Origin of the sequence: Legionella antarctica (assembly GCF_011764505.1) — a bacterium.
Lineage (GTDB): Bacteria > Pseudomonadota > Gammaproteobacteria > Legionellales > Legionellaceae > Legionella > Legionella antarctica.
Window position 1 is genome coordinate 600,370 of the sequence record NZ_AP022839.1, and the last position, 23,973, is coordinate 624,342.

A 23,973-nucleotide genomic window follows, 5' to 3' on the forward strand; every position below is an offset into this window, starting at 1 on the left:
GCGTCAGTCATTGGGGTAGCGTTGTTTTTGAACCCCGAATGGGGTGAAAAAACAAGCGGACACAGGACGGCCAGGGCCGCCGGAGGCATACTTGTCGCGTTTGCGAGTCGATTTCAGCCATGGATGGCTAAAATCAATCACGAGCTTAGCGACACTATCGACAATTCTCAAGGAGTCCAGATGTAAATCTTCGATTAAGGCGGTGTCATACTGAATTTCAGTCACTTTGGCACCAGACAATTTACTTACAATTTTTTTTAATTCACCTTCACTAATTTTCATATAACCTCTTGCTCGTTTCGAACACTTAAACTCCAGGCTGCTAAGGCACCTAAACCTAAAATGAGAAGTGCTATTGCTAAAGAATATTGATCATAACCTTTGAGAGCAGCAATAATACCACTTGTCAACGCAGCACTTAAATCCTGCATGGTGGCATATAAAGCCCCTACTGTTCCTGCAATTTGCGGAAAAGGATGAAATGCTCCAGCAAAAGCATTAATAAAAGTAAAACCTGCTCCCATACTGAAGAAAGCAATAGGAACCATAATGCTAAGAATGTGTTTGATTCCCAACAAGGTAAAAAACAACATACTTGTGCCGCCTATAATCATGAAGAACACGCCAACGAATACCATGAAAGCTATCCCCTTGTGCATTACTAATTGACTGTTGATAATTCCGCTAAGGCAAATTGCTCCAGCAATAAAAACTGTCAATTGACCAAACTCAATGGGGCTTAGTCCCAATACATCTTGAAACACAAAAGGGGCAATAGTAAAGTAAGAAATGATACCTGCGTATGCAAAACAAGCACACAAAGTGTAGCCTAAGAAAATTTTAGATCGCAGCAAAATAATATAATTTGCTCGCATCACCTTTATTTTAGTGGCCTTGGGATTAAGATTTTTGTTTGTTTCAGGTAAAATTTGAAGCGCCATTATCCAAATTATTATGCCGAAACAGAATAAAAATAAAAAATTAGCACGCCACCCAAAATGCTCCTGAATATATCCACCTAGAGTAGGTGAGGCAACCATAATGAAAATACTCACTATGCCCACATAAGAACCTATCTTGGCTAAAATTTTACCGGAAAAAAGATCGCGAACTAGAGAGCGGCCGACAGAATTACAACAACCTATGCCAAATCCCTGAATAAAACGACCAATAATCAACACCAAAACTGAGGGCGCGAGAACACAGCATAAGCTACCCAAAATACTTAAACCTATCCCAAACATTATCGGGGGTTTACGGCCAATCTTATCGGATAAAGGACCATAAAAAACATGGGATATACCTAATCCCAACATAAAAAGTGACAATGTAAGTTGAATGGAAGCGTTATTACTGTTAAACACTTTAGTGATGGCCGGTAAAGACGGTATATACAGATCAGTGGTGGCTTGCATTAAGACCATCAACATCAAGATCAAAAAAATTAATAAACCCGATACTTTTTGGCTGTCTTTTGGAAACATTAAAACCCTTACAAATCTTCAAAATCAATTTGCCACACAAATTAAAAGGAGCCAAGTCTGGTTATCTATATTAAAGAAACCTTTAGGAATTCGGATCATAACGTTCAAAACGATATTTTCAAAGTTTATTCTAAAGATTTAATCAATCAATTCGTATTTTTTTATAATTTCCCTAAGGAAATAATTGTCTGATTGAAGTTCAAGCGCGGCAAGTCTCATTAGGAACATACATCTTGGATTATGTATGCCTGGAAAAACACTTTATATTGGTGCTATCCTTTATTTTTTTGACTGACATTCTGATTTAATCGCTATTTAAAGTTACAAAAACAAAGTTTTCACACCCTAGTGAAGGATGGGACCAAACACTTTCCAGCCAATAATAGCTAATAAGATGAATAACATGAAATGACCGCCAACAATTCCATAGCTGCCCCGTGTAAACTCATTTCTATGCCAATAAATGCCAAAAAGTAACCAAATAATCATCAACACCCAAAATAAAACTCCAATAGGCATTTTGCTCTCCTTAGTGGTTTAGCCAGAATTAATCTGGTGTTATTTTAAAGCAAGAAGACTAATATCAACTGCTGCTATTGCTCTAAAAATAGTTTATTAACAAAGTATAGCGTAGGTTATAATAAATATGGGGAAATAATTAGAATAATGCGGCCAGCTTTATATAATCGAAACAAAATAAAAAGAAATTAATCTATAATATGAATAGCTCGGTATTTTTTAATGGAAAAATTATGAATGAAATGGATATTTTGAAATTATTTTATGATGAAATGACGGTTAAAAGTATGACCCGCGATATGGTTTTTTTGAGTATTGAGGAAGAGGCTGCAGCAGAAATTTCCCAAAACTTAGGCACGAATATCCCAACAGAGGTAGTGCAAAAAATGACGGATCTTTGCATTGCAAATGAATGGTTGGAACGGACTACTGCAGATCCAAATTATAAGTATCTCTCTTTAACTGAAAATGGGCTACAGGTTCTTTTAAATTACTTATACAGGTAACCTGCTGATCATTTGCATTTTATTTAAAGATTTTACTTCATGGGGTATAATCTTTAGGCAAAAATCGGTAAAATACATCACTTTATTCTTTTTTTGTTGTTACCATGCCAAGACGAACTGATATTAAATCCATTCTTATCCTGGGAGCCGGCCCCATAGTCATCGGACAAGCCTGTGAGTTTGATTATTCAGGTACTCAAGCAGTGCGTGCATTAAAGGAAGAAGGTTATCGGGTGATATTGGTCAATTCAAATCCAGCAACCATAATGACTGATCCTGAACTTGCTGACGCAACTTATATTGAACCTGTGCAATGGAAAGAAGTGGCGCGAATTATCGAGATAGAACGTCCAGATGCCCTTTTACCCACCATGGGCGGTCAAACTGCTTTAAATTGTGCATTAGATTTGGTGCGGGAAGGGGTTTTGGCTAAATACTCAGTGGAAATGATTGGTGCCACTCGTGAGGCTATAGATAAAGCAGAAGACAGAGAAAAATTTCGCCAATTAATGATTCAAATTGGTTTGGACATGCCGCGCTCTGCTATTGCTCATAGTTTGGAGGAAGCAATACAGGTTCAAGCTCGATTGGGTTTTCCCGCCATTATCCGTCCTTCCTTTACGATGGGGGGGAGTGGAGGTGGCATTGCATACAATCGAGAAGAATTTGAAGAAATTTGTACTCGAGGTTTAGAGCTATCACCCACCCACGAACTTCTAATTGATGAGTCGGTTCTTGGTTGGAAAGAATTTGAAATGGAAGTTGTGCGGGATAAAAATGATAACTGCATCATCATCTGTACTATAGAAAATATTGATCCTATGGGGGTACATACCGGGGATTCTATTACAGTTGCCCCAGCGCAAACTTTAACTGACAAAGAATACCAACGCATGCGTGATGCTGCAATTAAGGTGTTAAGAGCTGTTGGGGTGGATACAGGTGGCTCAAACGTACAGTTTGCTATCAACCCCGAAGATGGCCGAATGCTGGTAGTTGAAATGAATCCTCGAGTTTCTCGAAGTTCAGCGTTGGCCTCAAAGGCTACTGGCTTCCCTATAGCCAAAGTTGCCGCTAAATTAGCGGTGGGTTATACCCTTGATGAATTAAAAAATGAAATTACTGGGGGTAAAACTCCCGCATCCTTTGAGCCTAGCATTGATTATGTAGTCACTAAAATACCTCGATTTAATTTTGATAAATTCCCCCAGACCCCGACTACCCTGACCACTCAGATGAAGTCAGTGGGAGAGGTTATGGCTATTGGTTCTAATTTTCAAGAGTCGTTACAAAAAGCGATTAGAGGATTGGAAATTGGCCGCAGCGGCTTACACTCCCTTTTTGAAAAGGGTGGTGATATGGCACGATTAAGGGGCCACTTGCGTGAGCCTACTCCTGATAGATTATGGTATATCGCCGATGCATTCCGCCAAAAACTATCTTTGGAAGAGATTCATGCGGAAAGTCGGGTTGACCCTTGGTTTTTGGCTCAGATAGAGGAGCTGGTTCTTTTAGAGCGAACTGTATTTGGTAAATCCATTCATGAATTAGATACATCAACATTACGTTTGTTAAAGCGACGAGGGTTTGCAGATAGTTATTTGGCCAAGCTCATGTATTGCACTGAATCTCAGGTGCGTACAAGGCGTTTGGAATTGGGTATTATTCCCGTTTACAAACGCATTGATTCGTGTGCAGGTGAGTTTCCCAGTGACACCGCATATCTATATTCTTGCTATGAAGGCAGCTGTGAAGCTCGACCTGAAAAGGGTAAGAAAAAAATTATGATCCTGGGTGGAGGGCCTAACCGTATTGGTCAGGGAATCGAATTCGATTATTGTTGTGTTCATGCTGCCATGGCGCTAAGGGAAGCAGGTTATCAGACTGTTATGGTCAATTGTAACCCGGAAACTGTATCAACAGATTTTGACACATCCGATCGCTTGTATTTTGAACCGGTAACTTTGGAGGATGTTTTATCAATAACTGATATAGAACAACCAGATGGAGTGATTGTGCATTATGGCGGACAGACTCCATTAAAATTGTCTCGAGCCTTAGAGGCCAATGGTGTAAAAATAATAGGAACTTCACCTGATGCTATTGATCGAGCTGAAGACAGAGAGCGTTTTCAGCAACTGGTTACCGAGTTGAAGCTTCATCAACCCGATAATGGCACTGTTAGAAGTGAAGCAGAGGCAATTGAATTAGCCAGCCGTATTGGTTATCCTCTGGTTGTTAGACCTTCCTATGTCCTGGGGGGGCGAGCTATGGAAATAGTCTATCAGGAAGAGGATCTACGCTATTATTTATCGCATGCGGTATCCGTTTCCAATGATTCACCGGTATTGCTGGATAAATTTTTGAATGATGCTATTGAAGTAGATATTGATGCGATTTGTGATGGTAAAGAAGTATTTATCGGTGCCATTATGGAACATATTGAACAGGCTGGGATTCATTCAGGCGATTCTGCTTGTACCCTGCCACCTTTTAGTTTGAGTGTGGTAGTACAACAGGATTTAATGGAGCAAATGCGCCAAATGGCATTGAAGTTAGGTGTGGTCGGTTTAATTAATGCGCAATTTGCAATCCAGGCTGATGATATTTATGTGTTGGAAGTAAATCCTCGCGCTTCACGCACGGTTCCTTTTGTTTCCAAAGCTACGGGTTTACCTTTGGCTAAAATTGCAGCTTTGTGCAAAGTAGGTATCAGTTTAAAAGATCAGGGCTTAACTCAGCACCATCATATGCCCTCATTTTATTCCATAAAATTACCGGTATTTCCATTTGTGAAGTTTTCTGGAGTAGATTCCATTCTTGGGCCCGAGATGAAATCCACGGGTGAAGTAATGGGTATTGCCAAGCGGTTCGGACAGGCTTATGCTAAAGCTCAGTTGGGTGCTGGTTGCCATATAGCTAAGCGACGACGAGCTTTTGTTTCTGTTCGTGATGCAGATAAAACACGAGTAGGAGAAATAGCCAAAAGATTAATTGAATTGGGTTTTGAAATTTTTTCAACACGTGGAACAGCTCTGGCATTACAAGCGGCGGGTGTAGATTGCAGAAGAGTCTTTAAAGTCGCTGAGGGACGGCCGCATGTGTTGGATTTCATAAAAAATAATGAAATTGATTTTATTGTGAATACGACCGAGGGCAAGCAAGCTATTGCGGATTCTTTTGCGATTAGACGCAATGCATTACAGCATAAGGTTAGTTATACTACGACATTATCAGGGGCTGAGGCAGCTTGCCTTGCTATGAAATATGAAGATAGAGAAACAGTAACTCGATTACAAGACTTACATTAGAGGTGGATATGAGTAAACATCCGATGACAGTATTGGGTGCGGAAGCACTAAAAGAAGAATTGCAACGCTTGAAATTTGTAGATCGTCCTCGCATTGTAGAGGCGATTGCTGTGGCGCGGGCTCATGGTGACTTGAAAGAAAACGCTGAATATCACGCTGCTCGTGAACAGCAAAGTTTTAATGAAGGTCGTATTCAAGAGCTCGAGGCAAAATTATCTAATGCTCAAATTGTTGACATTAGCAAATTACCAAATAATGGAAAAGTCGTTTTTGGTGCCATAGTTACTGTATGTCATCTTGCAACTGATGCGGAACTGACTTACCAAATTGTCGGCGAAGATGAAGCAAATATTAAATTGAACAAAATATCATACAGCTCACCTATAGGCCGTACTTTGATAGGCAAACAATTAGATGATACCGTTACAGTAAATACACCAGGCGGTTTGGTGGATTATGAAATTATTGATGTGCAGTACAGCTAATTTAATCATACTGGGTTGTAAAACCTGAGGGCTCGTCATATTTAAATTGTTTTAATTTAATAGAAACCCCCTTGTCCCGTAGCTTGTCTCTGAAGAACGCTCCTTCACACAAAATTTAACGGCCTGCGTACTGCGTTTTGTGCGCAGTATCCAGAGGAAATTTATCAGTGCACAAGGGCTACTTATTAATTAGAAACATCGTAATGGATACCGCGCATGAAGCGCGGTATGTAGGGATATGAAGAGGGATGTATTCAGGTGATTTTGTTCTATGGGCGAACGACTTCTTGCTGGATTCCGCCAACAACCCATTCTTTAGTGTTTCCAAATTGACGAAAATGCCAAATTTCATCTAACTGAGTAGAGGGTTCGTCATTTTCTTTAATAGTTCCAGTAAAGCGAACACTGGCAATAGTAGAATCAAATTGTTTTGAAACATCGAGTAACTCTGCATTCAAATCGATTACCTCAGTCTTATTTGGTGCATCACCCCGTTCATCAAGTTGCATCTTAATTTCCCCAAATACTTCCGGTGCAGTAAAAGCAGTTAAGTCGTGCAGATTTTTTTGATCATAAGCCGCTTGAAGACGGATAAAACTTACCTTGGCATCACGTAAAAAATTATCGGGAGTAAAGCCTGCTGGGTATTCGGAACTATTGCCATAGTTGTTGCTACTGCTGTTAGCAAAAGGTTGAGTGAAATTGTTAAACGAGTTTTGTCTGAATGCGCTGGAGCTAGCCGTTTGCATTCCTGGCTGCATCCTTCTTCGAATAAAACTGACCACAAAAAATAGTACTGCACCAAGGATTAACCAGGTTATTATTCCAGTACCTAAGCCATGTCCCATAAACAGACTCGCAAGTAATCCACCTACTAATAGTCCACCGAGCATCCCACCCCATTTATTTCCAGTAGAACGTTGTCCTGGTGATGCAGTTTTTTGTGCTTTGGGAGATGAAAAAAGACTGCTTTGCGAACGTTGGACACCAAAGCTTCTGCCCCCGCCGAAGCGTTTGGCTGATGCCTCATTGATTACCAAACCGAATGACAGTAATGCAATTAATAAACATGAAAAAAGATTACGCATTTGACAAGCCCCCTTCTTTAATTAGTAGCCAAAGTATACCCGAATCCAAACGAAGTTGCTTGCAATGGATTATGAAAAGGAATTTATTTATTGGGAACTATCAGCATGAATATACCCAGGCTTATATCTTTGGCGCAAGCTGAACACTAACCGTTTATAAACAACACAGCTAATCCGGGTTTTATAGCAGGGCAAGAGGCCGGGGGCCTCTTGGTTGTGAATAAATAGAGATTAAAGGGATTTATGAAATGCAAATAACTCTTCCTCTTCTTTACTGCAATCCGGTGGAGCTATTGGAATTGGCTGGAAAAGAGTATTGGGTTTAGGGCCTGTACCCATTGGATGGTATCTAAGGGGAAAAGCAATAAAGCGGATCATTTCAACAAAAAGTTTATCATTAAGTTGCGGTCCTGCTTCCATAGATAGCAAACGTGTTAATCCCTGTTCTAATTTTCCAAGAAATAGCTTGGCATCCTCGCCTAACATCCCCTTAAACTTCAAAACCCTGGACTGATCATCATTCATTAAAAGCAAGAATGACTTCACAACATTCTTATATGCGGCGGCATCTTTAATAAACGCGTCTAATTCGTTTATTGTCGCGAAATATTCCAGCAGGCTGTTTAATTCAGCGGTAAACTCCTCTAGTGAAGGATTTTTATTGATAAGTTGCGTCACTTGCTCTATCCCCGTTTCGAGTACTATGGGGTAACGTGTATGCGGATAACCTTTTGTATGATCCATGCTGTAAAACACGTCTGTTAAGGTAAAGAGCAAGTCAAGTTTTTTAGACAAAACCTCAATACACTGGGTATCGTCAAGTTTTAAATTTTCAATAGATTGCATAATTGCCGCAAAACTGATCTCTGATTGATTTAAATCTGGAAAACCCTTAAAAAGTAAATTGTCCTCCTTGATAAGGATAGAAAATTTGATTAAATATGATGCCAAGGTATGGTATTTTTCAAAATACTTAGAATCATTAGGAAACTGCCCAATGATTGCATTCTCGGAAATTTCTGTAGCCCAATCATTAAAATCTTGGGAAAAGTTGTCTTTTAATGAGAATACATTCTTAAATTGATCGAATAAATTACTTAACTCTACCATGCACTTAAACTGCTGATTAAATACGTGGGCGGCTAAAGGTAATTGTTTTGCCCATTGGGTAAATTGCATCTTTGATAGGAGCTTAAGGGAGCTAGTCAAGTGCCCAAGCAGGGATTCATCATCGTCTCTAACCTGAATACTTAAAATAGAGCTGACATTGTTTTTAAACGTACTAATTTCCTCGCAAAATGATTCATCTATTACAGTCAATTGGATAGGCAATTGGTTTAGATATAGGTCAAAAAATTTCTTCCACGTCTCGTTTAAGGGATAGGGCGCTCTTAATGGCGCAGTGAGTTGCTCGTTACGAAGCAATAAACGAACACAGGCGTTATCATCGTATTCTTCGATTAAATTAAAACGCATTAAATCGTGAATATATCTGCTGCGAACTACCGGATTTTTAGAAGGTATGGGATTAGCTTCCGCGCTCTTCAATAAACACAATTCCCGATAGCGTTTGATCCATACTTTGATAGTCGTTCCTTTATCCAGTCCGAGCTTCTCGTCTGTTGAGATTCGATGCTCCAGTTTATACTCTACCCAGTGTTTCAGAGCTTCAGCGTCAACTTCTACTGTTTTTGAAGCAGGGCTGCTTCTTTTTTGCAATAAATCCGGGGTGTTTTTTTGAACGGCAAGTAAAATTTCTTTAAATTCATTTAAGGCTTCATCGCGAGAGATTCGTTGGCTTCTGTCATCAGTGATCATCCGCCCTATTAAAACAATCAAATTCTTTTTTGTTATTGGATCAAAGTCCATATGGTCAAAAATACCGATAAGATCAGGATTTTTAAAATCGTCACGCTTTGTATATGATGTTCGGGATGGGGCACCAGCAAGTTCGGCTATGGTTATATACAAAGCATATAAATCAGTTTGAGCATCATAAGTTATTGGAGTTTGTTTCAGGGAGTCATAGAACATCCGGGTATCCCATACTTTCTTGTTTCCCTGACAATACCAGGAGCTGTATCCATTTCCCTGCATTGTTTTAGCTAAACCCATGTCAACTGCAGTGACCGTCCATTTATTGTTTTTCCATTCCGCCATAATATTTTCAGATTTCAGATCACAGTGAACAATTTGTTCTCCTTGATGCTTTCCTGATCTTACTGTTTGGTGAATCTGTTGGGGAATTTCTTCTAATAAAGTACAAGCAAGGGACAAAAACTGTTCTGCATTTAGACTGTTTACATAAGCCTTAAGAGGTAAGCCTGGAGCGCGATTCATATGTAAAAAAGATACCTTTTCTTCTCTTATTAATCCGTAGTGCATCCCTAATGTGGGCAGCTGACTTCCCAGATAATGCTCTCTATTTGCTGATCGAACAAACCAGTTGGGTTTGTCAGTTTTGTCAGAAAGGCCCTTTTGATTTGCAATAATTTTTTTGACCACGTAAGAGCCCTCTGATATGGGTCCGCATGTCTGGAACAAAATTAAGGAAAAATAAGAGCTATTCATCCATCATTTATAGTTAAAAATTCACTCAAATTAACCTATTTAAACCTACTCAATACCGTATGAATAGTGATTGCTACTACGAATTGTCTTAGGTCATTTTACCACAACTCTATCAGAATGACTTATCCACAAGTCCACAGGTCAGGAGAGCTTCACTTTCTCGTATAGGCCTGTGGGCCTTGTGGGTAAGTCATGACGCTCTCATTTAGGGTTTATGGTCTTTTCCGGCCATAATACACCTCTGCGGGCGTTAAATAATTAAAGGACTGGTGAAGCCTTCGGTTATTATAATACTCAAAATACTCCGTTAAGGCCAGCTCAACCTCTTCAATTGTATCAAAATCATACCGGTAGATTTTTTCTTGCTTAACACTACGCCACAATCGCTCGATAAATATATTATCTAAATAACGTCCTCGCCCATCCATGCTGATAGAAATGTGGTGAGATTTTAGCGTATTTATCCAATCTTTTGAGGTAAATTGAGAACCCTGATCCGTGTTAAAGATCTCACAACGCGAATGCAGCAAAGCGTTTCTAAGCGCCTCAATACAAAATTCAGCCTCCATAGTAGGTGAAATAGCCCATCCAATCACATAACGACTATACCAGTCCATAATAGCTACTAAATACACATGCTTTCCTTTCATGCGGATGTAGGTGATATCTGCGGCCCAAACCTGATTTGGTTTGGTGATATCCACCTCTTTTAATAAATAAGGGAACACCTCATGCTCCTTATTGGGAACGCTTGTATTTGGCTTTGGGTAAACAGTCGATAACCCCATCATTTCCATCAACTTTTTTACTCGACGTTTACCAACAGGATAGCCTACTTCTTTTGACAGCCATCTTGCCCGCTTAATTTTACCTTCACATGGATACTGCAGATAGTGCTCATCAAGTAGCGCCATAAGCGCTTCATCTTCGACAGAAATGGGCTTGGCACTATAATAATAACTTGAAACAGGCAAGTCTAATAGCAAGCATTGTTCACGAATGGTGAGCTCGGCAAGAGGATCAATCATGACGCGCTTTTCATCCAGACTAAAGTTCATGCTTTTTTTTTAGCCAAGATAGCTGCGCTTGAAGTCGACCAATTTCTTGATATAATGCCTCAACAAGCTGCTCTTGGGACTTGGCTTCTTTTTCATTAGCCCCAGAGAATAAATCGTTAATGGCTTTGATGGCCGATTGCTTCCAAGTTTTTACCTGCGTTGCGTGAACACCGTATTCACTGGTAATTTGCGCTTGTGTGAGTTTCCCCTCAATCGCAGCTAGCGTTATTTTTGCCTTCTTGGCCGCCGTATAATAAGCTCGCTTTTTAGACATTTTATTCTCCTCTTTGTATTAAGAAGAATAGCTCTTAAAAAACCTTTTTTTGTGTCCAGAAAACCGCGCCTATATTACTCTTTATCAAAGTCAGGTTCACCATTTTTGAAAATAATTGATTTAATTACTGGCAAAATTTGGCCAAATTGACCCTTACCCTCAGAAGTAGGCTCCACTACATCCAAGCGAAATTCAGGTGTTGGATAGCCGGGTACAGAATCCTTGACGAATTGCAGTACAGGTAGTGTTAAGGAAAAGGACAATTTTTGCCCCATGCCATCATCTAATGTGTAGACTTCATAGGGGTGTAATTGGCCAGTTTTTACCCCATATTCAGACTTCATTAGGGCGACAACAGTTGGAATGTTTTCTGATAAAGTTGGATTAATTAGATGGACTTCAGGCATGGTGCTCACTTATTGTTGTATATAAAAAATTAATAATGGGCAATATAATATCATGTATGTTCGTTTTAATCGATTTTTTTCAAACTGAAATTAATCAGTTAAAAATACGAAAAAATGGAACAATTTTAATTTATTGCATTTACTTTGACTCTTGATATGATTCTTGAAGGTGTTTAAATTAAAGGGATGTAATATATGAGTAAATTAATTAAAATAACAGTATTCTCCTTATCTTCTTCGCTTGCTTGTGCCAGTCACGTTACTTTAAAAGGTGAAGTTGATGTCAATATCACTCCTAAAAACCAGCAGGGTGTGGTGCAACAATTGAAATTTCGCCTGCCAAAATATGCGTTATCTGACAGCGCCAAATCTTATTTGCATGATCAATTAGCACAATACCCTAAAAACTCAATAAATTCGGCTTCATTTTCTTCTGAATTACCATCAAAAATTAAAGTAGGTATGCAACTGACTCCCGTTTTGGATCAGGGATATCACGGAAGCTGCGTCACCTTTGCAGTAACTGCTGCATTAGATGCAGCTTTGGGTGCGGGAGATTATATTAGCCAACTATGTAATCTTGAATTGGGTAGTTATTTGGCAATTCATGACAAAATAAATGCAAGTGGTTGGAATGGTTCTTCCGCTCCCTGGGTTTTGCAACAAATCTCTGATTACGGCATTATCAGTCAGAACTATCAAAAACTAAATGGTTGTGCTGGAGTAAGACAATATCCGTTACATAGCGAGACTGACGAAGGAACACCCATGTCGGAAAGTGAGTTCCTTTCACACAGTATTCCATTGTCTAATTTAATCAGCTGGGAAGCTTTATTATCTGATGAGGAAGCATTAACTACTCAAGCTAATATGGATGAGGTTATCTATAAAATTAAAGAAGAACTGGCAAAAGGTAATCGTTTGAATGTAGGTATGTTGCTGGATATTAATTATGGAGATGCTGGAGCAGTAGGTACTAATCGGGTATTGAATGATACGTGGATGTTAACTCCTGAAATCATAATCGATGCGATGAACGGTGACATTGATGCGGGGCATGAATTAATCATCACAGGATACGACGATAATCTGGAGGTAACCGATGATAACGGTCATATTAATCGCGGCGTATTTACCTTGCGTAACTCCTGGTCCCGGTTAGCTGGTGATTCTGGTGATTATTATGTTTCTTATGATTATCTGAGGTTTTTAGCGCTGGAGGTAATGGCCATTCGGATGAAAGCTAAGGCTGCTTAATGAGAACGAATTGGAACAAAGCGGGGGCTAAGCCTGTAAAGCCTGATGTTAGATGTAGCCTGGGTGAAAGCGCAAGCTGTAGCCCGGGAGCGGGAGACTACGTAATCCCAAATGTAGGTCGTCATCTTGGATAGTACACCTTCATCCGAATCTCACGGCTATTTGTTAACGTGAGTTATGGATAAGGGACTCAGATTTTCCTTGCTCCGTTCGGCCTGAGGAGGGCTTAAGCCCGTCTCGAAGGCTAGGCGCTGTACGCAAAACCCTTCGAGACGTCGCTAAAACGACTCTTCAGGTCGAACGGTGGGTTTAATAAACTTCTTATCCATAACTCACAACTTAATGGCAGTGAGGGTTGGGGATGGCCTATAACACATCTTGTGTTTAGGCTTGCACGATTCTCAGGGTAAATAATAATAGGGGTTAGGTAACTTAAATCCTTTTTTGGCATACCCGCCATGAATATCACTAAACTGATCGCCAATTGATGCAATTATTGTAAAACCTTGTTTACTTATCATCGCTCGTGTTTGCGATTTAAAGGGAATAATGGATGGGGACGAATATTTATCAGGGCGTACATAGAGACCAGCCCAATTTTTGTATCCAGCTTTCATTAAATTGCGCTTTGTTGCAGCACGTTCTGATTCACCTCTTCCTGTGACGAAAAATACGTTAACCCCATGTTTTATCGCATCCTGATAGAGAGCCAACATCGGCTTTATGACAGGAGAATCTGCACCTAGAATTTCCCTATGGATTTCTGCGCGAGTGCCAGTAAAACCATGTTTCACCATTTTGTCATAGTTTGATAAGCTGGTTTCATCAATATCTAAAACCAGTGCCAGTTTCTGTTGCTCTTTCTTTTGGTCATTAGCTAATGCTTCTCTAATAATGTATTGATGGGCCTGTTGAATCTTTTTCGTTAGCTCTTGTTGATATAAACCTGAATCATGATAGTGAATCAGTTCTTTTTTTACCAAAGAAAGATTAGGTGGTTCAGGATATATAGGGTAAGAAAAAAAAAGAGAAAGACCGAAGGTCATTAGAACTAGAGGTAATACTGTTAATCGGCGCTTCATTGGCCATCCATAAGTAGAGAAATAGAAGCATTATATAAGGTTAAGTCTGTTTGTCAATTGCTCATGTTGGCTTTAACTGTTGCAAAAAATCCGAGCACCTACTGTAAAATAGTCATCCATCACATCATCAGTTATAATAGGTGATTATTATTCCTGTGTCGCCATCAATATGCATCTGAAGCAATTGAAATTAGCTGGTTTCAAATCTTTTGTTGATCCCACCGTGGTTCACTTTCCCAGTCAATTAGTAGCAGTTGTTGGCCCTAATGGTTGTGGCAAATCAAATATTATCGATGCCGTTCGTTGGGTTATGGGTGAAAGTTCAGCTAAAAATTTACGTGGCGAGTCGATGATAGATGTCATTTTTAATGGGGCCTCTAATCGTAAACCAGTAGGTCAGGCATCCGTTGAGCTTGTATTTGATAATAGTTTGGGACGCATAACCGGCCCTTTTGCCAGTTATGGTGAAATTGCGGTTAAGCGGATTGTCACTCGGGATGGGGATTCTTCGTATTATTTAAATGGCAGTCGATGCAGACGCAGGGATATTACCGATATTTTTCTTGGGACGGGAGCAGGGGCTCGAGGTTATTCAATTATCGGTCAAGGTACTATTTCACGTCTTATTGAAGCCAAACCTGAAGAGTTAAGAGCATTTTTAGAAGAAGCAGCAGGGGTTTCAAAGTATAAAGAGCGACGTCGTGAAACCATCCAGCGCATTTTGCATACTCGTGAAAATTTAACCCGGGTTGCAGACATTCGAGAGGAATTAGATAAACAATTACAACGTTTAGAGCGGCAGGCAAAATCTGCTGAGCGATATACTCTGTTTAAAGAGGAAGAAAAAATATGTCGTGCGGAAATACTGGCGCTTAAATGGCAGGAGTTTACGGCGCAACAATTAGTGAAACAACGTGAGTTACAGGATTTAGCTCTACGCTATGAACAACAACAAAGTTTATTGGCGGGATCTAATAGAGAACGAACCTTGTTAAATGAAAAACTGCAAGATGCAAACCAAGACTTGCAGCAAATCCAGTCCTCCTTATATCAGTCAGGTACCGAGATCGCCCGCATGGAGGAGACCATTCAACAACAAGATCGCGAAAAAAAACGTTTAGAACATGATAGACAACAAATGCAGGAAGATTGGCAGGCGGCTGAAGAGCAGCTAAAACAAGATAAAGAGGCGTTGCAAAACAGCCAACATCATGCGCAGCATTTGGAAGAACAAGTACAACAATACAGAGTTAAATTTGAAGAAAGGGACTTACAATGGCAAGAGACTCAAAAACAACAGATGCAATGGGAGCGGCATTGGCAAGAGGTGCAAAGCGCTACCAACACGGTTAAAAGTGAGTATCAGGTCGCTCAGATTAAATTGCAGCATCTAGAGCAAAGACGCGAACAGACCCTGTTAAGGCTTGAGAAGTTGAATTTAGAACGAAATGCCATTTCTTTAAAGGATTTGCAGCAAATCAAATATAAATTAGAACAAAAACTAATTAAATTAAAGGAAACGCAACAATTTAATGAGACTCAGTTAAAACAAAGCAACGAGAGTTCGAATAGACTGCGTACTCAATTACAGGAAACAGAACAAAAGTTGCATCAATTGCAGGATGAATTTCATCATTTAAATAGTGAGTATGCAGCATTAATCGCTTCCCAAAAAGCCGCAAGACAAGGCACCACACTCAATAAGCAAGAGATTAAAGCGTGGGAGGATAAACCGAGACTTATGGATATACTTCAGGTTGAATCAGAATGGCAATCAGTGTGTGAAATGATCCTTAATGATGCGCTGCACTCCTATGTTCTGGATGATTTCGATGAATTATGGCCTCAATGGCCTGCTTGTGAAAGCCAGGGGGAAAGCATTGTCACGATGCGATCGGTGTTAGGTGAACAGCAAAAATACCCGAGACTGGTTGATAAAATCCAAGGAAACATACCTGCTTCAGTACCTAATCTGGAGCATATATACATTGCAGAACATCTGGAACAAACAAAAAATTGGCTGCCTTTTCTGGCAGAGCATGAGTCTATAGTTACTGCTAATGGTTGTTGGATAGGCAAAGGTTGGGTGAAACTCGCTAATCCAGGAGAGCAGAATGAGCTGGGTTTGCTAAGTCGACAACAAAAGATTGGTGCGTTAGCAGGCATTGTCGACGAGTTGCAACAAAAAATTGAAGAGGTAAGATTCCTAAGAGATGAATATCATGTGCAATTACAGCAAAATTTAAGTAATACAGAACTCTTTCAACTCAATCTTACTTCAGGCAATGAGGCATTAAGCAGTAATATTAACGCACTGAATGGCAACGAGCAGTCTCTTCAACATGCTGAAAAACTTTTAGCGACTATGTCCCTGGAAATTGATGAATTACATCTTGTGTTGGAAGAAACAGCAGCAGAGCACTTGGAAATTAAAGAAAAGCTGGGATTTCTTGAGAGTCAGACTAAAGTTTATGAGCAGCAAAGAAATCAATTTGTTAAAGATAAGGAAGTCTGGCTTGAGGACTTGGAAACCCAAAAAAAAGAATTAGAAGAGGGCCGTACCGTACTCCATCAATCTGAAATGGAGTACGGTAAAGAGATGAGCAAAAAACAACAATTGACCGACAGAACTAATAGAGAACAAGAGCGATTGGATGTATTGCAGGAGCGCTTAGAACACCTAGCACTTCTCTGTTTGCAATCCACCACACCCGAAACGGAACTTCGTGAGCAACTCGCAGAGCAATTAACGAAGCATAGCGAAGTGGAGTTGCAATTAACTTTAAGTCGTGAACAATTAACGCAATTAATGAAAGAACTGGAACACCTTGAGCAATTTACCTTAAACTACGACATTGAAGTCAAGCGCGTACAAGAGGTTATTGCTCAAACGAGAATGCAAGAGCAAGAGTTGGCTGTCCGAGCAAGTTCAGTGCAAGAGTCTCTTGATGAGTCAAATTTGCGTGCTCCGTTTTTATTGGAGCATATTCCTGAAGGTACCACTCAAAGCATACGCGAAGATGAGTTAATTGGCATTACAGAGAAAATCAAACGTTTGGGAGCAATTAATCTTGCTGCTATTGAGGAATTTGCGACAGAGCAGCAGCGTAAACTTTATCTGGATGAACAATATGACGATTTAAGCCAGGCTCTGGCGACTTTAGAAACGGCCATTGAAAAGATGGATAAAGAAACTCGAACACGGCTTGAAAATACCTTTGATGAAGTGAACACTTCTTTTAAAGCACTTTTCCCCCGTCTTTTTGGGGGTGGAAGAGCACAGCTTGAATTAACTTGTGATAATCTATTGGAAGCTGGTATTGTAGTAATGGCACAACCCCCCGGAAAGCGAAACAGTACTATTCATTTGTTGTCCGGGGGTGAGAAAGCGATGACTGCTGTTGCGTTGGTGTTTGCGATTTTTCAATTAAATCCCTCACCATTTTGCATGTTAGATGAAGTAGATGCTCCTTTAGATGACGTAAATGTGGGGCGGTTTTGCGCTTTGGTAAAAGAGATGTCACAATTCGTACAATTCCTTTTTATTACACATAACAAGGTGACTATGGAATTGGCAGATCATTTAATTGGGGTAACTATGCGTGAGCCTGGGGTGTCGCGTTTGGTTACGGTTGATGTGAAAGAAGCTTTGACTATGGAGTAAATGATGCAGGCAAATTGGAGTTTAATTCTTAATGTCCTGTTGTTAGTTGGCGTTATAGTAGCTATTGGTCGCATAATGAAGGCTAGAAAGCAGAGCTTTAATACAGATCGATATCAACCTTCTCTTGGCCAAAAAGAAAAGAGTTATGACGTGCAGCCATATAACGATGATATTATTGCGGTTCGCAAGGTGAACATAGATAATTTGTTTAATATGGAAACTGATCCTGAGTCCGGACTTGACGCCCAATTATCTATAAAACCAAAGGCAACATCGTCCCAACCAAAACTAGTACCGGAAGATGATCGGGTAGCGGAATTGCAAGAAGAGTCTAAAGCAATCGCTTCTTCAACTTTAATGATGTTTTTATTAGCAAAGGAAAACCGACAGTTTGCCGGGTATGAACTATTACAAACCGTACTTGCTGCGGGATTGCGTTTTGGAGAAGGGCATCTATTTCATCGCCACCAATTTGCCAATGGTCAGGGCCCGGTTTTATGTAGTTTGGCTGCTGCAACACCAACAGGGGTTTTTGATTTGCAAAATATAGGTGCTTTTAGTGTGCGTGGCTTATGTCTGTTCATGCAAGCATCCAAGAATCCGAGCATTGATGAAGAACGTTTTTCTATTATGCTAGAAACGGGAAGACAATTAAGTGATGGACTGGATGCCTACTTGCTTGATGATCAACGAAAACCGATAACTGAAGAACGCATTTCTCGTTATCATCGCTTGCTTGAGATAGATGAAAAGGCGCTGGAATTTGCTACAGCGTAAGTCATCAATTGTTGTATATTGTCTAATTAGTTAGATGGTCTGGTACTTGCAACCGGGATAGAGCCTGTGAGAATCTTATACACAAACCGAACATCAAAATTCGGGTTGCATGTAACAAACATTAGTTACAAATTTCAACTGGAAAGTTTGATTTGAGTTTAAGTTGAAAGAAAATGCTTCACAAAAACGTGCCTCTGGACTTAGGACTTTACCAAGCTAATAGTGTAAAACGTATATGCAGGTCCTGGTGAACTTCGTTCGTAAAGACGACTGTTTTCGCCATTTTTGAAAAAACCTTGTTCCTATTTTACCTCGTCTCAGGACTTATCAGCGCTCTTTGAATACTTGCTCTATACAAATTAAATCTTTCTCATAGCGATTCATCTTGAACTATGAGCGTGAGTGTTAGTACACTAGACTTTTAGCCTTGTCTGAATACTATGAATCTAAATACCATTGCATCGCTTCTTACCCAAACGTGTCAGATAAATACTGATGTTACCGGTATTTGTATTGATAGTCGTCAAATCAAACCCGGAAATTTATTTATTGCGCTTCAAGGGGAACATTTTGATGGCCATCATTTCGTTAAAGAAGTAGAGGCAAAAGGAGCTTTGGCGGCTGTGGTTAATCATTTTATTGAGGGAGTTCAAATCCCTCAATTTATTGTTGCAGACCCTTTGCTGGCTTTAGCAAAAATTGCAGCGGCTCATCGACAAGATATTACCTGTCCCGTGATTGCCTTGACTGGATCTAACGGCAAGACAACAGTCAAAGAAATGATTGCTGCTATTCTGCCTCCTCCATCACATGCTACCAAAGGAAATTTAAATAACCATATCGGTGCGCCTTTAAGTGTCCTGGAGTTAAATCATCAGCATCGTTATGCAGTTTTTGAATTGGGCGCGAATCATGTAGGTGAAATTGCCCATACGGTGGCAATAGTACATCCTGATGTTACTTTAATTAATAATATCGCTCCGGCGCATGTGGAAGGTTTTGGTTCAATCGATGGGGTTGCTCGTGCCAAAGGAGAAATCCATCAGGGGTTATCTTCTGCTGGAATTGCGGTAGTTAATGATGATGATGCCTACGCTCATTTTTGGGATGAACTCCTCGCAGATAAACGAGTACTCCGTTTTTCTGCATCCCACTCGGCAGATGTTTATGCTCAGGATGTCAGATTAGACTCTCATGGTTGTGGCCAGTTTTCTTTAGTATTACCAAATGGTCGTGCTGACGTTGAGTTACAGGTTCCCGGATTACATAATGTTCGCAATGCATTAGCCGCAGCAGCATGTTGTCATGCCGTAGGGATTTCAACTAGGGATATTCAAAGAGGACTAAGTCATTTTGGTGGCGTAAAGGGCCGTATGACCATTCTCACTGGCAAACATCAAGCAACGATTATAGATGATACTTACAATGCGAATTTACGCTCTGTCTTAACTGCTCTTGAAGTATTGGCTGCTCGTCCAGGAAAAAAAATCTTTGTGTTTGGGGATATGGGGGAGTTAGGTGACTGGGCAACGAAACATCATCAAGAGGTAGGGTTGGCTGCTCGTCAATTAGGAATTGACAAGATATTGAGCTGTGGTAACTACAGTGCATTAACCACCGAAGCATTTGGAATAGGAGGCCAGCATTTTTCGAGCCAAGAGGATTTAGCCCAAATTGTACTCAAGGAGCTGTCCTCTGATACTACAGTTTTGGTAAAAGGCTCACGTTCCAGTGCTATGGAAAAAATTGTCTATAAACTGCTTAATTGATGTCGAGTGAGTATGATATGCTTGTTCGCTTTTTGCACCCATCATGGTGCGCTTGATTTGTGAATTGACCACAGGCTTTATTAACAAGAGGAACAATTATGCTCTATTGGCTAACGCAGTTATTTCAAGGACAGTATCATGCGTTAAGAGTTTTTCAATATCTAACCTTTAGATCCATTTTAGCATCATTAACTGCACTTATGGTAGGTTTATTATGTGGTCCACTGATGATCCGATGGTTACGTGGATTACAAATTGGTCAGATGGTCCGGGAGGATGGTCCCCAGACCCATTTGTCAAAAGCAGGAACTCCTACTATGGGTGGAGTTTTAATTCTATTGGCTATTACCGTCAGTTGTTTACTTTGGTGTGATTTACGGCAATCAAGTTTATGGCTTGTTCTTTTGGTCACCTTAGCTAATGGTTTGGTTGGTTGGGTCGATGATTACCGTAAGCTCGTATTAAAAAATAGCAAAGGCTTACCCGGACGCTGGAAATACTTGTGGCAGTCAGTGATAGCAATTACTGCAGTAATATATCTTTATATGAATGCAAGTTTGCCCGTACATACCCAACTTGTCCTTCCTTTTTTTAAAACAATAACCTGGGATCTTGGCCTTATATTTCCTGTTCTTGCCTATTTTGTTATTGTAGGATCCAGTAATGCTGTTAATCTGACTGATGGTTTAGATGGCTTGGCCATTATGCCAATTGTTATGGTTGCAGGTGCTTTGGGTATTTTCGCTTATGCCTCCAGTAATGCATTATATTCTAATTATTTGGCTATACCTTTTGTACCTAATACTGGCGAATTAACTATTTTTTGTTCTTCTATAGTAGGCGCAGGTTTAGGCTTTCTTTGGTACAACAGTTATCCGGCGCAGGTTTTTATGGGGGATGTAGGCTCCCTGGCCCTGGGGGCTGCTCTTGGCATAGTGGCTATAGTAGTTAGACAAGAACTTGTGCTATTAATAATGGGTGGGTTGTTTGTCATTGAAACCATTTCCGTTATTTTGCAAGTAGGCTACTTTAAATATACTCATGGTAAGAGATTGTTTCGTATGGCTCCCCTACATCATCATTTTGAATTAAAGGGATGGTCAGAACCTAAAGTAATAGTCAGATTCTGGATTATTACTGTTGTATTTGTGTTATGCGGATTGGCTACTTTAAAACTTCGATAGGCAAGGTGCATTCATGAATCATTCTTTATATTTGGTTGCGGGTCTAGGTAAAACTGGGCTTTCTATAGCTCGCTATCTGCATAGAAAAAATAAGTCATTTATCGTATTTGATACACGTAAAGAAGCACCTGGTTTAGCAGAGTTTAATGCTGAATTTCCTGATGTTCCGGTCCATTTGGAGCACATACCCGCAGAAGTGTTAAATCAACTGACTGATGTAATTGCTAGCCCTGGATTGCCGCTGGATACTCCTTTCCTGAAACAGGCACGGCAAGCAGGGGTAGAAATCTATGGGGATATAGAGTGTCTGGCCAGAGAGATTAATGCCCCTATAGTCGCGATTACTGGGACTAATGGCAAGTCGACGGTAACCACATTAGTGGGGGAGATGGCCAAAGCGGGGGGATTTCGTGTGGCTGTGGCGGGGAACATTGGCACTCCGGTACTGGACCTTTTGGAAGATGAGCACCAATATGACTTGTGGGTTTTGGAGTTATCCAGCTTTCAGTTAGATTTAACCCTCTCTCTATCCCCAGTCGTCGCCACTATTCTGAATGTGACGTCCGATCATTTAGACAGACACCATACTTTAGAAGCTTATACACAAGCCAAGCAGCGCATTTATCATCAGGCAAAAATTGCGTTATATAATCGTGATGATTCTTATACTGTTCCAACGGAACATAATTCCAATCAGCAGCGCGTCACTTTTGGTGAAAGTAGTCCTTCAGCCGGAAACTGGGGGTTAATTAACCAAGACGATAAAATTTTTCTGGCCAAAGGCCGCGATTGCTTGTTGCCGGTGGATTCTCTATTAATCAAGGGAGTGCATAATTGGCTAAATGCGCTTGCCTCATGTGCTTTAGCTGAAGCCGCAGGGATATCTATTGAGCATATAATTAAGGTTTTAAAAGCTTTTGGAGGATTAGCGCATCGTTGTCAATGGATAAGAACTTTGGATGATGTAGATTGGATTAATGATTCAAAAGGAACAAATGTGGGGGCAACAATCTCAGCCATAAATGGAATAGGAGGCTCTATGCAAGGAAAAATTGTACTTATCGCCGGTGGACAAGGAAAGGGGGCAAATTTTCAGGAGCTTGCCCAACCGATTGCAGATTTTGTTCGTACCATAGTACTGATAGGTGAGGATGCTGATCAAATGGAAGCAGTGCTTGCTGATGTTGTTCCTGTTGTGCGTGCATCTTCTCTGGAAGGAGCCGTTACCATGGCAAGATCTGAGGCTAAACCTGGTGATGTGGTTTTGCTATCTCCAGCCTGTGCCAGTCTGGATATGTTTCGCGATTTTAATCATCGAGGTGACGTGTTTACGTCCTCAGTTGTTGGATTATAAACACTATGCGGCCGAGACATTTAAATCAACGAGGTAAACCCGTCAGTAAACCGATCTCACTCTATGACAAATGGCTAATTGGGGCAGTTATAGGTTTGTTAATTATTGGTTTAATGATGGTAGCTTCCAGCTCGGTTATGATTTCTACAAAATATTTTCATCAACCGTTCCATTTTTTGATTCGACAGGCCTGTTATTTATTTGTAGGTTTGATGGTCGCCTTAGTTGTTATTCGAACAGACAGTAATTTTTGGGAAAAAATAAGTGTTCCGATGCTTATCGTCTGTTTGTTTATGCTTCTCATCGTATTAATTCCAGGAATTGGGCGATCTGTGAATGGTAGTCGAAGGTGGCTGGCGTTTGGCCCTATAGGGATTCAAGTATCAGAAATGGCTAAGTTGACGATGATATTTTATCTTTCTGGTTATTTAGTTCGTCAACAAAAAGCCGTAAGTGACAGTATTTTGGGCTTTATTAAACCTATGATGATACTGGGTATTGTATCTATATTATTGCTTCTTGAACCTGACTTTGGTGCAACTGTAGTCATTTCTGGGACTGTCATGGCTCTGCTTTTTTTAGCAGGGGTAAAATTACGTTATTATATTGGCTTAATGTTATTGGTAGTCTGTGCACTTGCCTTATTAGCAGTGTCTTCTCCTTATAGGGTTGCTCGCTTAACCGCATTTCTAGATCCTTGGGCTGATCAATACAACAGTGGCTACCAGCTTACCCAGTCTTTGATAGCTTTTGGACGGGGCGGCTGGTTTGGCTCTGGTTTGGGGGAGAGTATACAAAAATTATTGTACTTGCCTGAAGCACATACAGATTTTTTATTTGCAGTACTAGCTGAAGAGCTAGGTCTCGTTGGAATTTTAGTTGTAATGGCTTTATATAGTATACTTGTTATTAGAGGACTTACAATCGGATATATTGCCCATACTCAAGAGCGCTTGTTTGCATCGTTTACTGCCTATGGTCTGACCTTCTGGCTCGGTTTGCAAGCAGCGATCAATATGGGAGTAAATGCTGGTTTGTTACCAACAAAAGGATTAACGCTGCCATTACTTAGTTATGGTGGTGCCAGTATGGTAATTAATTGTGTGGTCATCGCAATTTTATTGCGTATTGATCATGAAAATCGTTGGCAGTCTCTTGGATTGAGGACGCTGGCAGCATAAGG

Annotated in this window: 19 protein-coding genes; 10 read left to right on the forward strand and 9 right to left on the reverse strand. The window is 40.3% G+C overall.

The genetic code is table 11. From position 1 onward, the window contains the following. Positions 1-3: 3 nt before the first annotated feature. From HRS36_RS18585 to HRS36_RS03050, 3 genes are all read right to left on the reverse strand, one after another. Positions 4-282, reverse strand: coding sequence for an acyl carrier protein (locus HRS36_RS18585; RefSeq protein WP_226905555.1), 279 nt, complete (start codon positions 280-282; stop codon positions 4-6). Then, positions 279-1,484, reverse strand: coding sequence for a multidrug effflux MFS transporter (locus HRS36_RS03045; RefSeq protein ID WP_173236192.1), 1,206 nt, complete (start codon positions 1,482-1,484; stop codon positions 279-281). Before HRS36_RS03045 ends, HRS36_RS18585 begins: the two co-directional genes overlap by 4 nt. Positions 1,485-1,829: 345 nt before the next feature. Further along, a complete protein-coding gene (locus tag HRS36_RS03050) occupies positions 1,830-2,003 on the reverse strand; it encodes a hypothetical protein (RefSeq protein ID WP_173236193.1) in 174 nt (57 codons plus the stop codon). 233 nt (positions 2,004-2,236) lie between these two features. On the opposite strand from HRS36_RS03050, the gene HRS36_RS03055 reads away from it, so the two are divergent. From HRS36_RS03055 to greA, 3 genes are all read left to right on the forward strand, one after another. Continuing rightward, positions 2,237-2,509, forward strand: coding sequence for a hypothetical protein (locus HRS36_RS03055; RefSeq protein ID WP_173236194.1), 273 nt, complete (start codon positions 2,237-2,239; stop codon positions 2,507-2,509). Positions 2,510-2,613: 104 nt separating this feature from the next. After that, the gene (gene carB, locus HRS36_RS03060; protein ID WP_173236195.1) at positions 2,614-5,820 is read left to right on the forward strand and encodes a carbamoyl-phosphate synthase large subunit; all 3,207 of its coding nucleotides are present in this window, start codon (positions 2,614-2,616) and stop codon (positions 5,818-5,820) included. 8 nt (positions 5,821-5,828) lie between these two features. Beyond that, complete coding sequence (greA, locus tag HRS36_RS03065; RefSeq protein ID WP_173236196.1) at positions 5,829-6,305, forward strand: transcription elongation factor GreA; 477 nt, start codon at positions 5,829-5,831, stop codon at positions 6,303-6,305. Between the two features lie 269 nt (positions 6,306-6,574). Here greA and HRS36_RS03070 read toward each other — a convergent pair whose 3' ends face one another. The 5 genes from HRS36_RS03070 to HRS36_RS03090 all read right to left on the reverse strand — a co-directional run bounded on the left by HRS36_RS03070 (position 6,575) and on the right by HRS36_RS03090 (position 11,703). Further along, positions 6,575-7,393: a Tim44 domain-containing protein gene (locus tag HRS36_RS03070; protein WP_173236197.1), complete on the reverse strand. Its 819-nt coding sequence runs from the start codon at positions 7,391-7,393 to the stop codon at positions 6,575-6,577. Between the two features lie 231 nt (positions 7,394-7,624). Beyond that, complete coding sequence (locus HRS36_RS03075) at positions 7,625-9,964, reverse strand: protein kinase domain-containing protein (RefSeq protein WP_338033730.1); 2,340 nt, start codon at positions 9,962-9,964, stop codon at positions 7,625-7,627. A gap of 212 nt (positions 9,965-10,176) precedes the next feature. After that, on the reverse strand, positions 10,177-11,022 hold the full coding sequence (locus HRS36_RS03080; protein ID WP_173235473.1) for an IS3 family transposase: 846 nt from the start codon (positions 11,020-11,022) through the stop codon (positions 10,177-10,179). Continuing rightward, positions 11,012-11,296, reverse strand: coding sequence for a transposase (locus tag HRS36_RS03085; protein WP_173235475.1), 285 nt, complete (start codon positions 11,294-11,296; stop codon positions 11,012-11,014). The genes HRS36_RS03080 and HRS36_RS03085 overlap by 11 nt, the downstream gene beginning before the upstream one ends. 74 nt (positions 11,297-11,370) lie before the next feature. After that, on the reverse strand, positions 11,371-11,703 hold the full coding sequence (locus tag HRS36_RS03090) for a hypothetical protein (RefSeq protein WP_173236199.1): 333 nt from the start codon (positions 11,701-11,703) through the stop codon (positions 11,371-11,373). A gap of 195 nt (positions 11,704-11,898) precedes the next feature. Here HRS36_RS03090 and HRS36_RS03095 point away from each other — a divergent pair, with 195 nt between their 5' ends. Then, entirely contained in the window at positions 11,899-12,960 is a 1,062-nt protein-coding gene (locus tag HRS36_RS03095; protein WP_173236200.1) for a C1 family peptidase, read from the forward strand. A 401-nt stretch (positions 12,961-13,361) separates the two neighbouring features. On the opposite strand, the gene HRS36_RS03100 is transcribed toward HRS36_RS03095, so the two are convergent. Further along, complete coding sequence (locus HRS36_RS03100; protein WP_173236201.1) at positions 13,362-14,042, reverse strand: HAD family acid phosphatase; 681 nt, start codon at positions 14,040-14,042, stop codon at positions 13,362-13,364. A 169-nt stretch (positions 14,043-14,211) separates the two neighbouring features. Here HRS36_RS03100 and smc point away from each other — a divergent pair, with 169 nt between their 5' ends. The 6 genes from smc (at position 14,212) to ftsW (ending at position 23,971) form a co-directional block, all read left to right on the forward strand. Continuing rightward, positions 14,212-17,706, forward strand: coding sequence for a chromosome segregation protein SMC (gene smc, locus HRS36_RS03105; RefSeq protein WP_173236202.1), 3,495 nt, complete (start codon positions 14,212-14,214; stop codon positions 17,704-17,706). 3 nt (positions 17,707-17,709) lie between these two features. After that, complete coding sequence (locus HRS36_RS03110) at positions 17,710-18,483, forward strand: cell division protein ZipA C-terminal FtsZ-binding domain-containing protein (protein ID WP_173238433.1); 774 nt, start codon at positions 17,710-17,712, stop codon at positions 18,481-18,483. Between the two features lie 440 nt (positions 18,484-18,923). Next, positions 18,924-20,252: a UDP-N-acetylmuramoyl-tripeptide--D-alanyl-D-alanine ligase gene (locus HRS36_RS03115; RefSeq protein ID WP_173236203.1), complete on the forward strand. Its 1,329-nt coding sequence runs from the start codon at positions 18,924-18,926 to the stop codon at positions 20,250-20,252. Between the two features lie 98 nt (positions 20,253-20,350). Beyond that, on the forward strand, positions 20,351-21,436 hold the full coding sequence (mraY, locus tag HRS36_RS03120; protein WP_173236204.1) for a phospho-N-acetylmuramoyl-pentapeptide-transferase: 1,086 nt from the start codon (positions 20,351-20,353) through the stop codon (positions 21,434-21,436). Positions 21,437-21,449: 13 nt separating this feature from the next. After that, positions 21,450-22,790 (forward strand): UDP-N-acetylmuramoyl-L-alanine--D-glutamate ligase, encoded by a 1,341-nt coding sequence (gene murD / locus HRS36_RS03125; RefSeq protein ID WP_173236205.1) that lies wholly within the window; start codon positions 21,450-21,452, stop codon positions 22,788-22,790. Positions 22,791-22,795: 5 nt separating this feature from the next. After that, positions 22,796-23,971: a putative lipid II flippase FtsW gene (gene ftsW, locus HRS36_RS03130; RefSeq protein WP_173236206.1), complete on the forward strand. Its 1,176-nt coding sequence runs from the start codon at positions 22,796-22,798 to the stop codon at positions 23,969-23,971. The last annotated feature ends 2 nt before the right edge of the window (positions 23,972-23,973 follow it).

Coding starts and splice junctions, on each gene's coding strand:
- HRS36_RS03090 (WP_173236199.1), bottom strand. CDS start 11,703: ATGCCTGAAGTCCATCTAATTAATCCAACTTTATCAGAAAACATTCCA.
- HRS36_RS03070 (WP_173236197.1), bottom strand. CDS start 7,393: ATGCGTAATCTTTTTTCATGTTTATTAATTGCATTACTGTCATTCGGT.
- HRS36_RS03085 (WP_173235475.1), bottom strand. CDS start 11,296: ATGTCTAAAAAGCGAGCTTATTATACGGCGGCCAAGAAGGCAAAAATA.
- mraY (WP_173236204.1), top strand. CDS start 20,351: ATGCTCTATTGGCTAACGCAGTTATTTCAAGGACAGTATCATGCGTTA.
- HRS36_RS03095 (WP_173236200.1), top strand. CDS start 11,899: ATGAGTAAATTAATTAAAATAACAGTATTCTCCTTATCTTCTTCGCTT.
- carB (WP_173236195.1), top strand. CDS start 2,614: ATGCCAAGACGAACTGATATTAAATCCATTCTTATCCTGGGAGCCGGC.
- greA (WP_173236196.1), top strand. CDS start 5,829: ATGAGTAAACATCCGATGACAGTATTGGGTGCGGAAGCACTAAAAGAA.
- HRS36_RS03075 (WP_338033730.1), bottom strand. CDS start 9,964: ATGAATAGCTCTTATTTTTCCTTAATTTTGTTCCAGACATGCGGACCC.
- murD (WP_173236205.1), top strand. CDS start 21,450: ATGAATCATTCTTTATATTTGGTTGCGGGTCTAGGTAAAACTGGGCTT.
- HRS36_RS03045 (WP_173236192.1), bottom strand. CDS start 1,484: ATGTTTCCAAAAGACAGCCAAAAAGTATCGGGTTTATTAATTTTTTTG.
- ftsW (WP_173236206.1), top strand. CDS start 22,796: ATGCGGCCGAGACATTTAAATCAACGAGGTAAACCCGTCAGTAAACCG.
- HRS36_RS03080 (WP_173235473.1), bottom strand. CDS start 11,022: ATGAACTTTAGTCTGGATGAAAAGCGCGTCATGATTGATCCTCTTGCC.
- HRS36_RS03055 (WP_173236194.1), top strand. CDS start 2,237: ATGAATGAAATGGATATTTTGAAATTATTTTATGATGAAATGACGGTT.
- HRS36_RS18585 (WP_226905555.1), bottom strand. CDS start 282: ATGAAAATTAGTGAAGGTGAATTAAAAAAAATTGTAAGTAAATTGTCT.
- HRS36_RS03115 (WP_173236203.1), top strand. CDS start 18,924: ATGAATCTAAATACCATTGCATCGCTTCTTACCCAAACGTGTCAGATA.
- HRS36_RS03110 (WP_173238433.1), top strand. CDS start 17,710: ATGCAGGCAAATTGGAGTTTAATTCTTAATGTCCTGTTGTTAGTTGGC.
- HRS36_RS03050 (WP_173236193.1), bottom strand. CDS start 2,003: ATGCCTATTGGAGTTTTATTTTGGGTGTTGATGATTATTTGGTTACTT.
- smc (WP_173236202.1), top strand. CDS start 14,212: ATGCATCTGAAGCAATTGAAATTAGCTGGTTTCAAATCTTTTGTTGAT.
- HRS36_RS03100 (WP_173236201.1), bottom strand. CDS start 14,042: ATGAAGCGCCGATTAACAGTATTACCTCTAGTTCTAATGACCTTCGGT.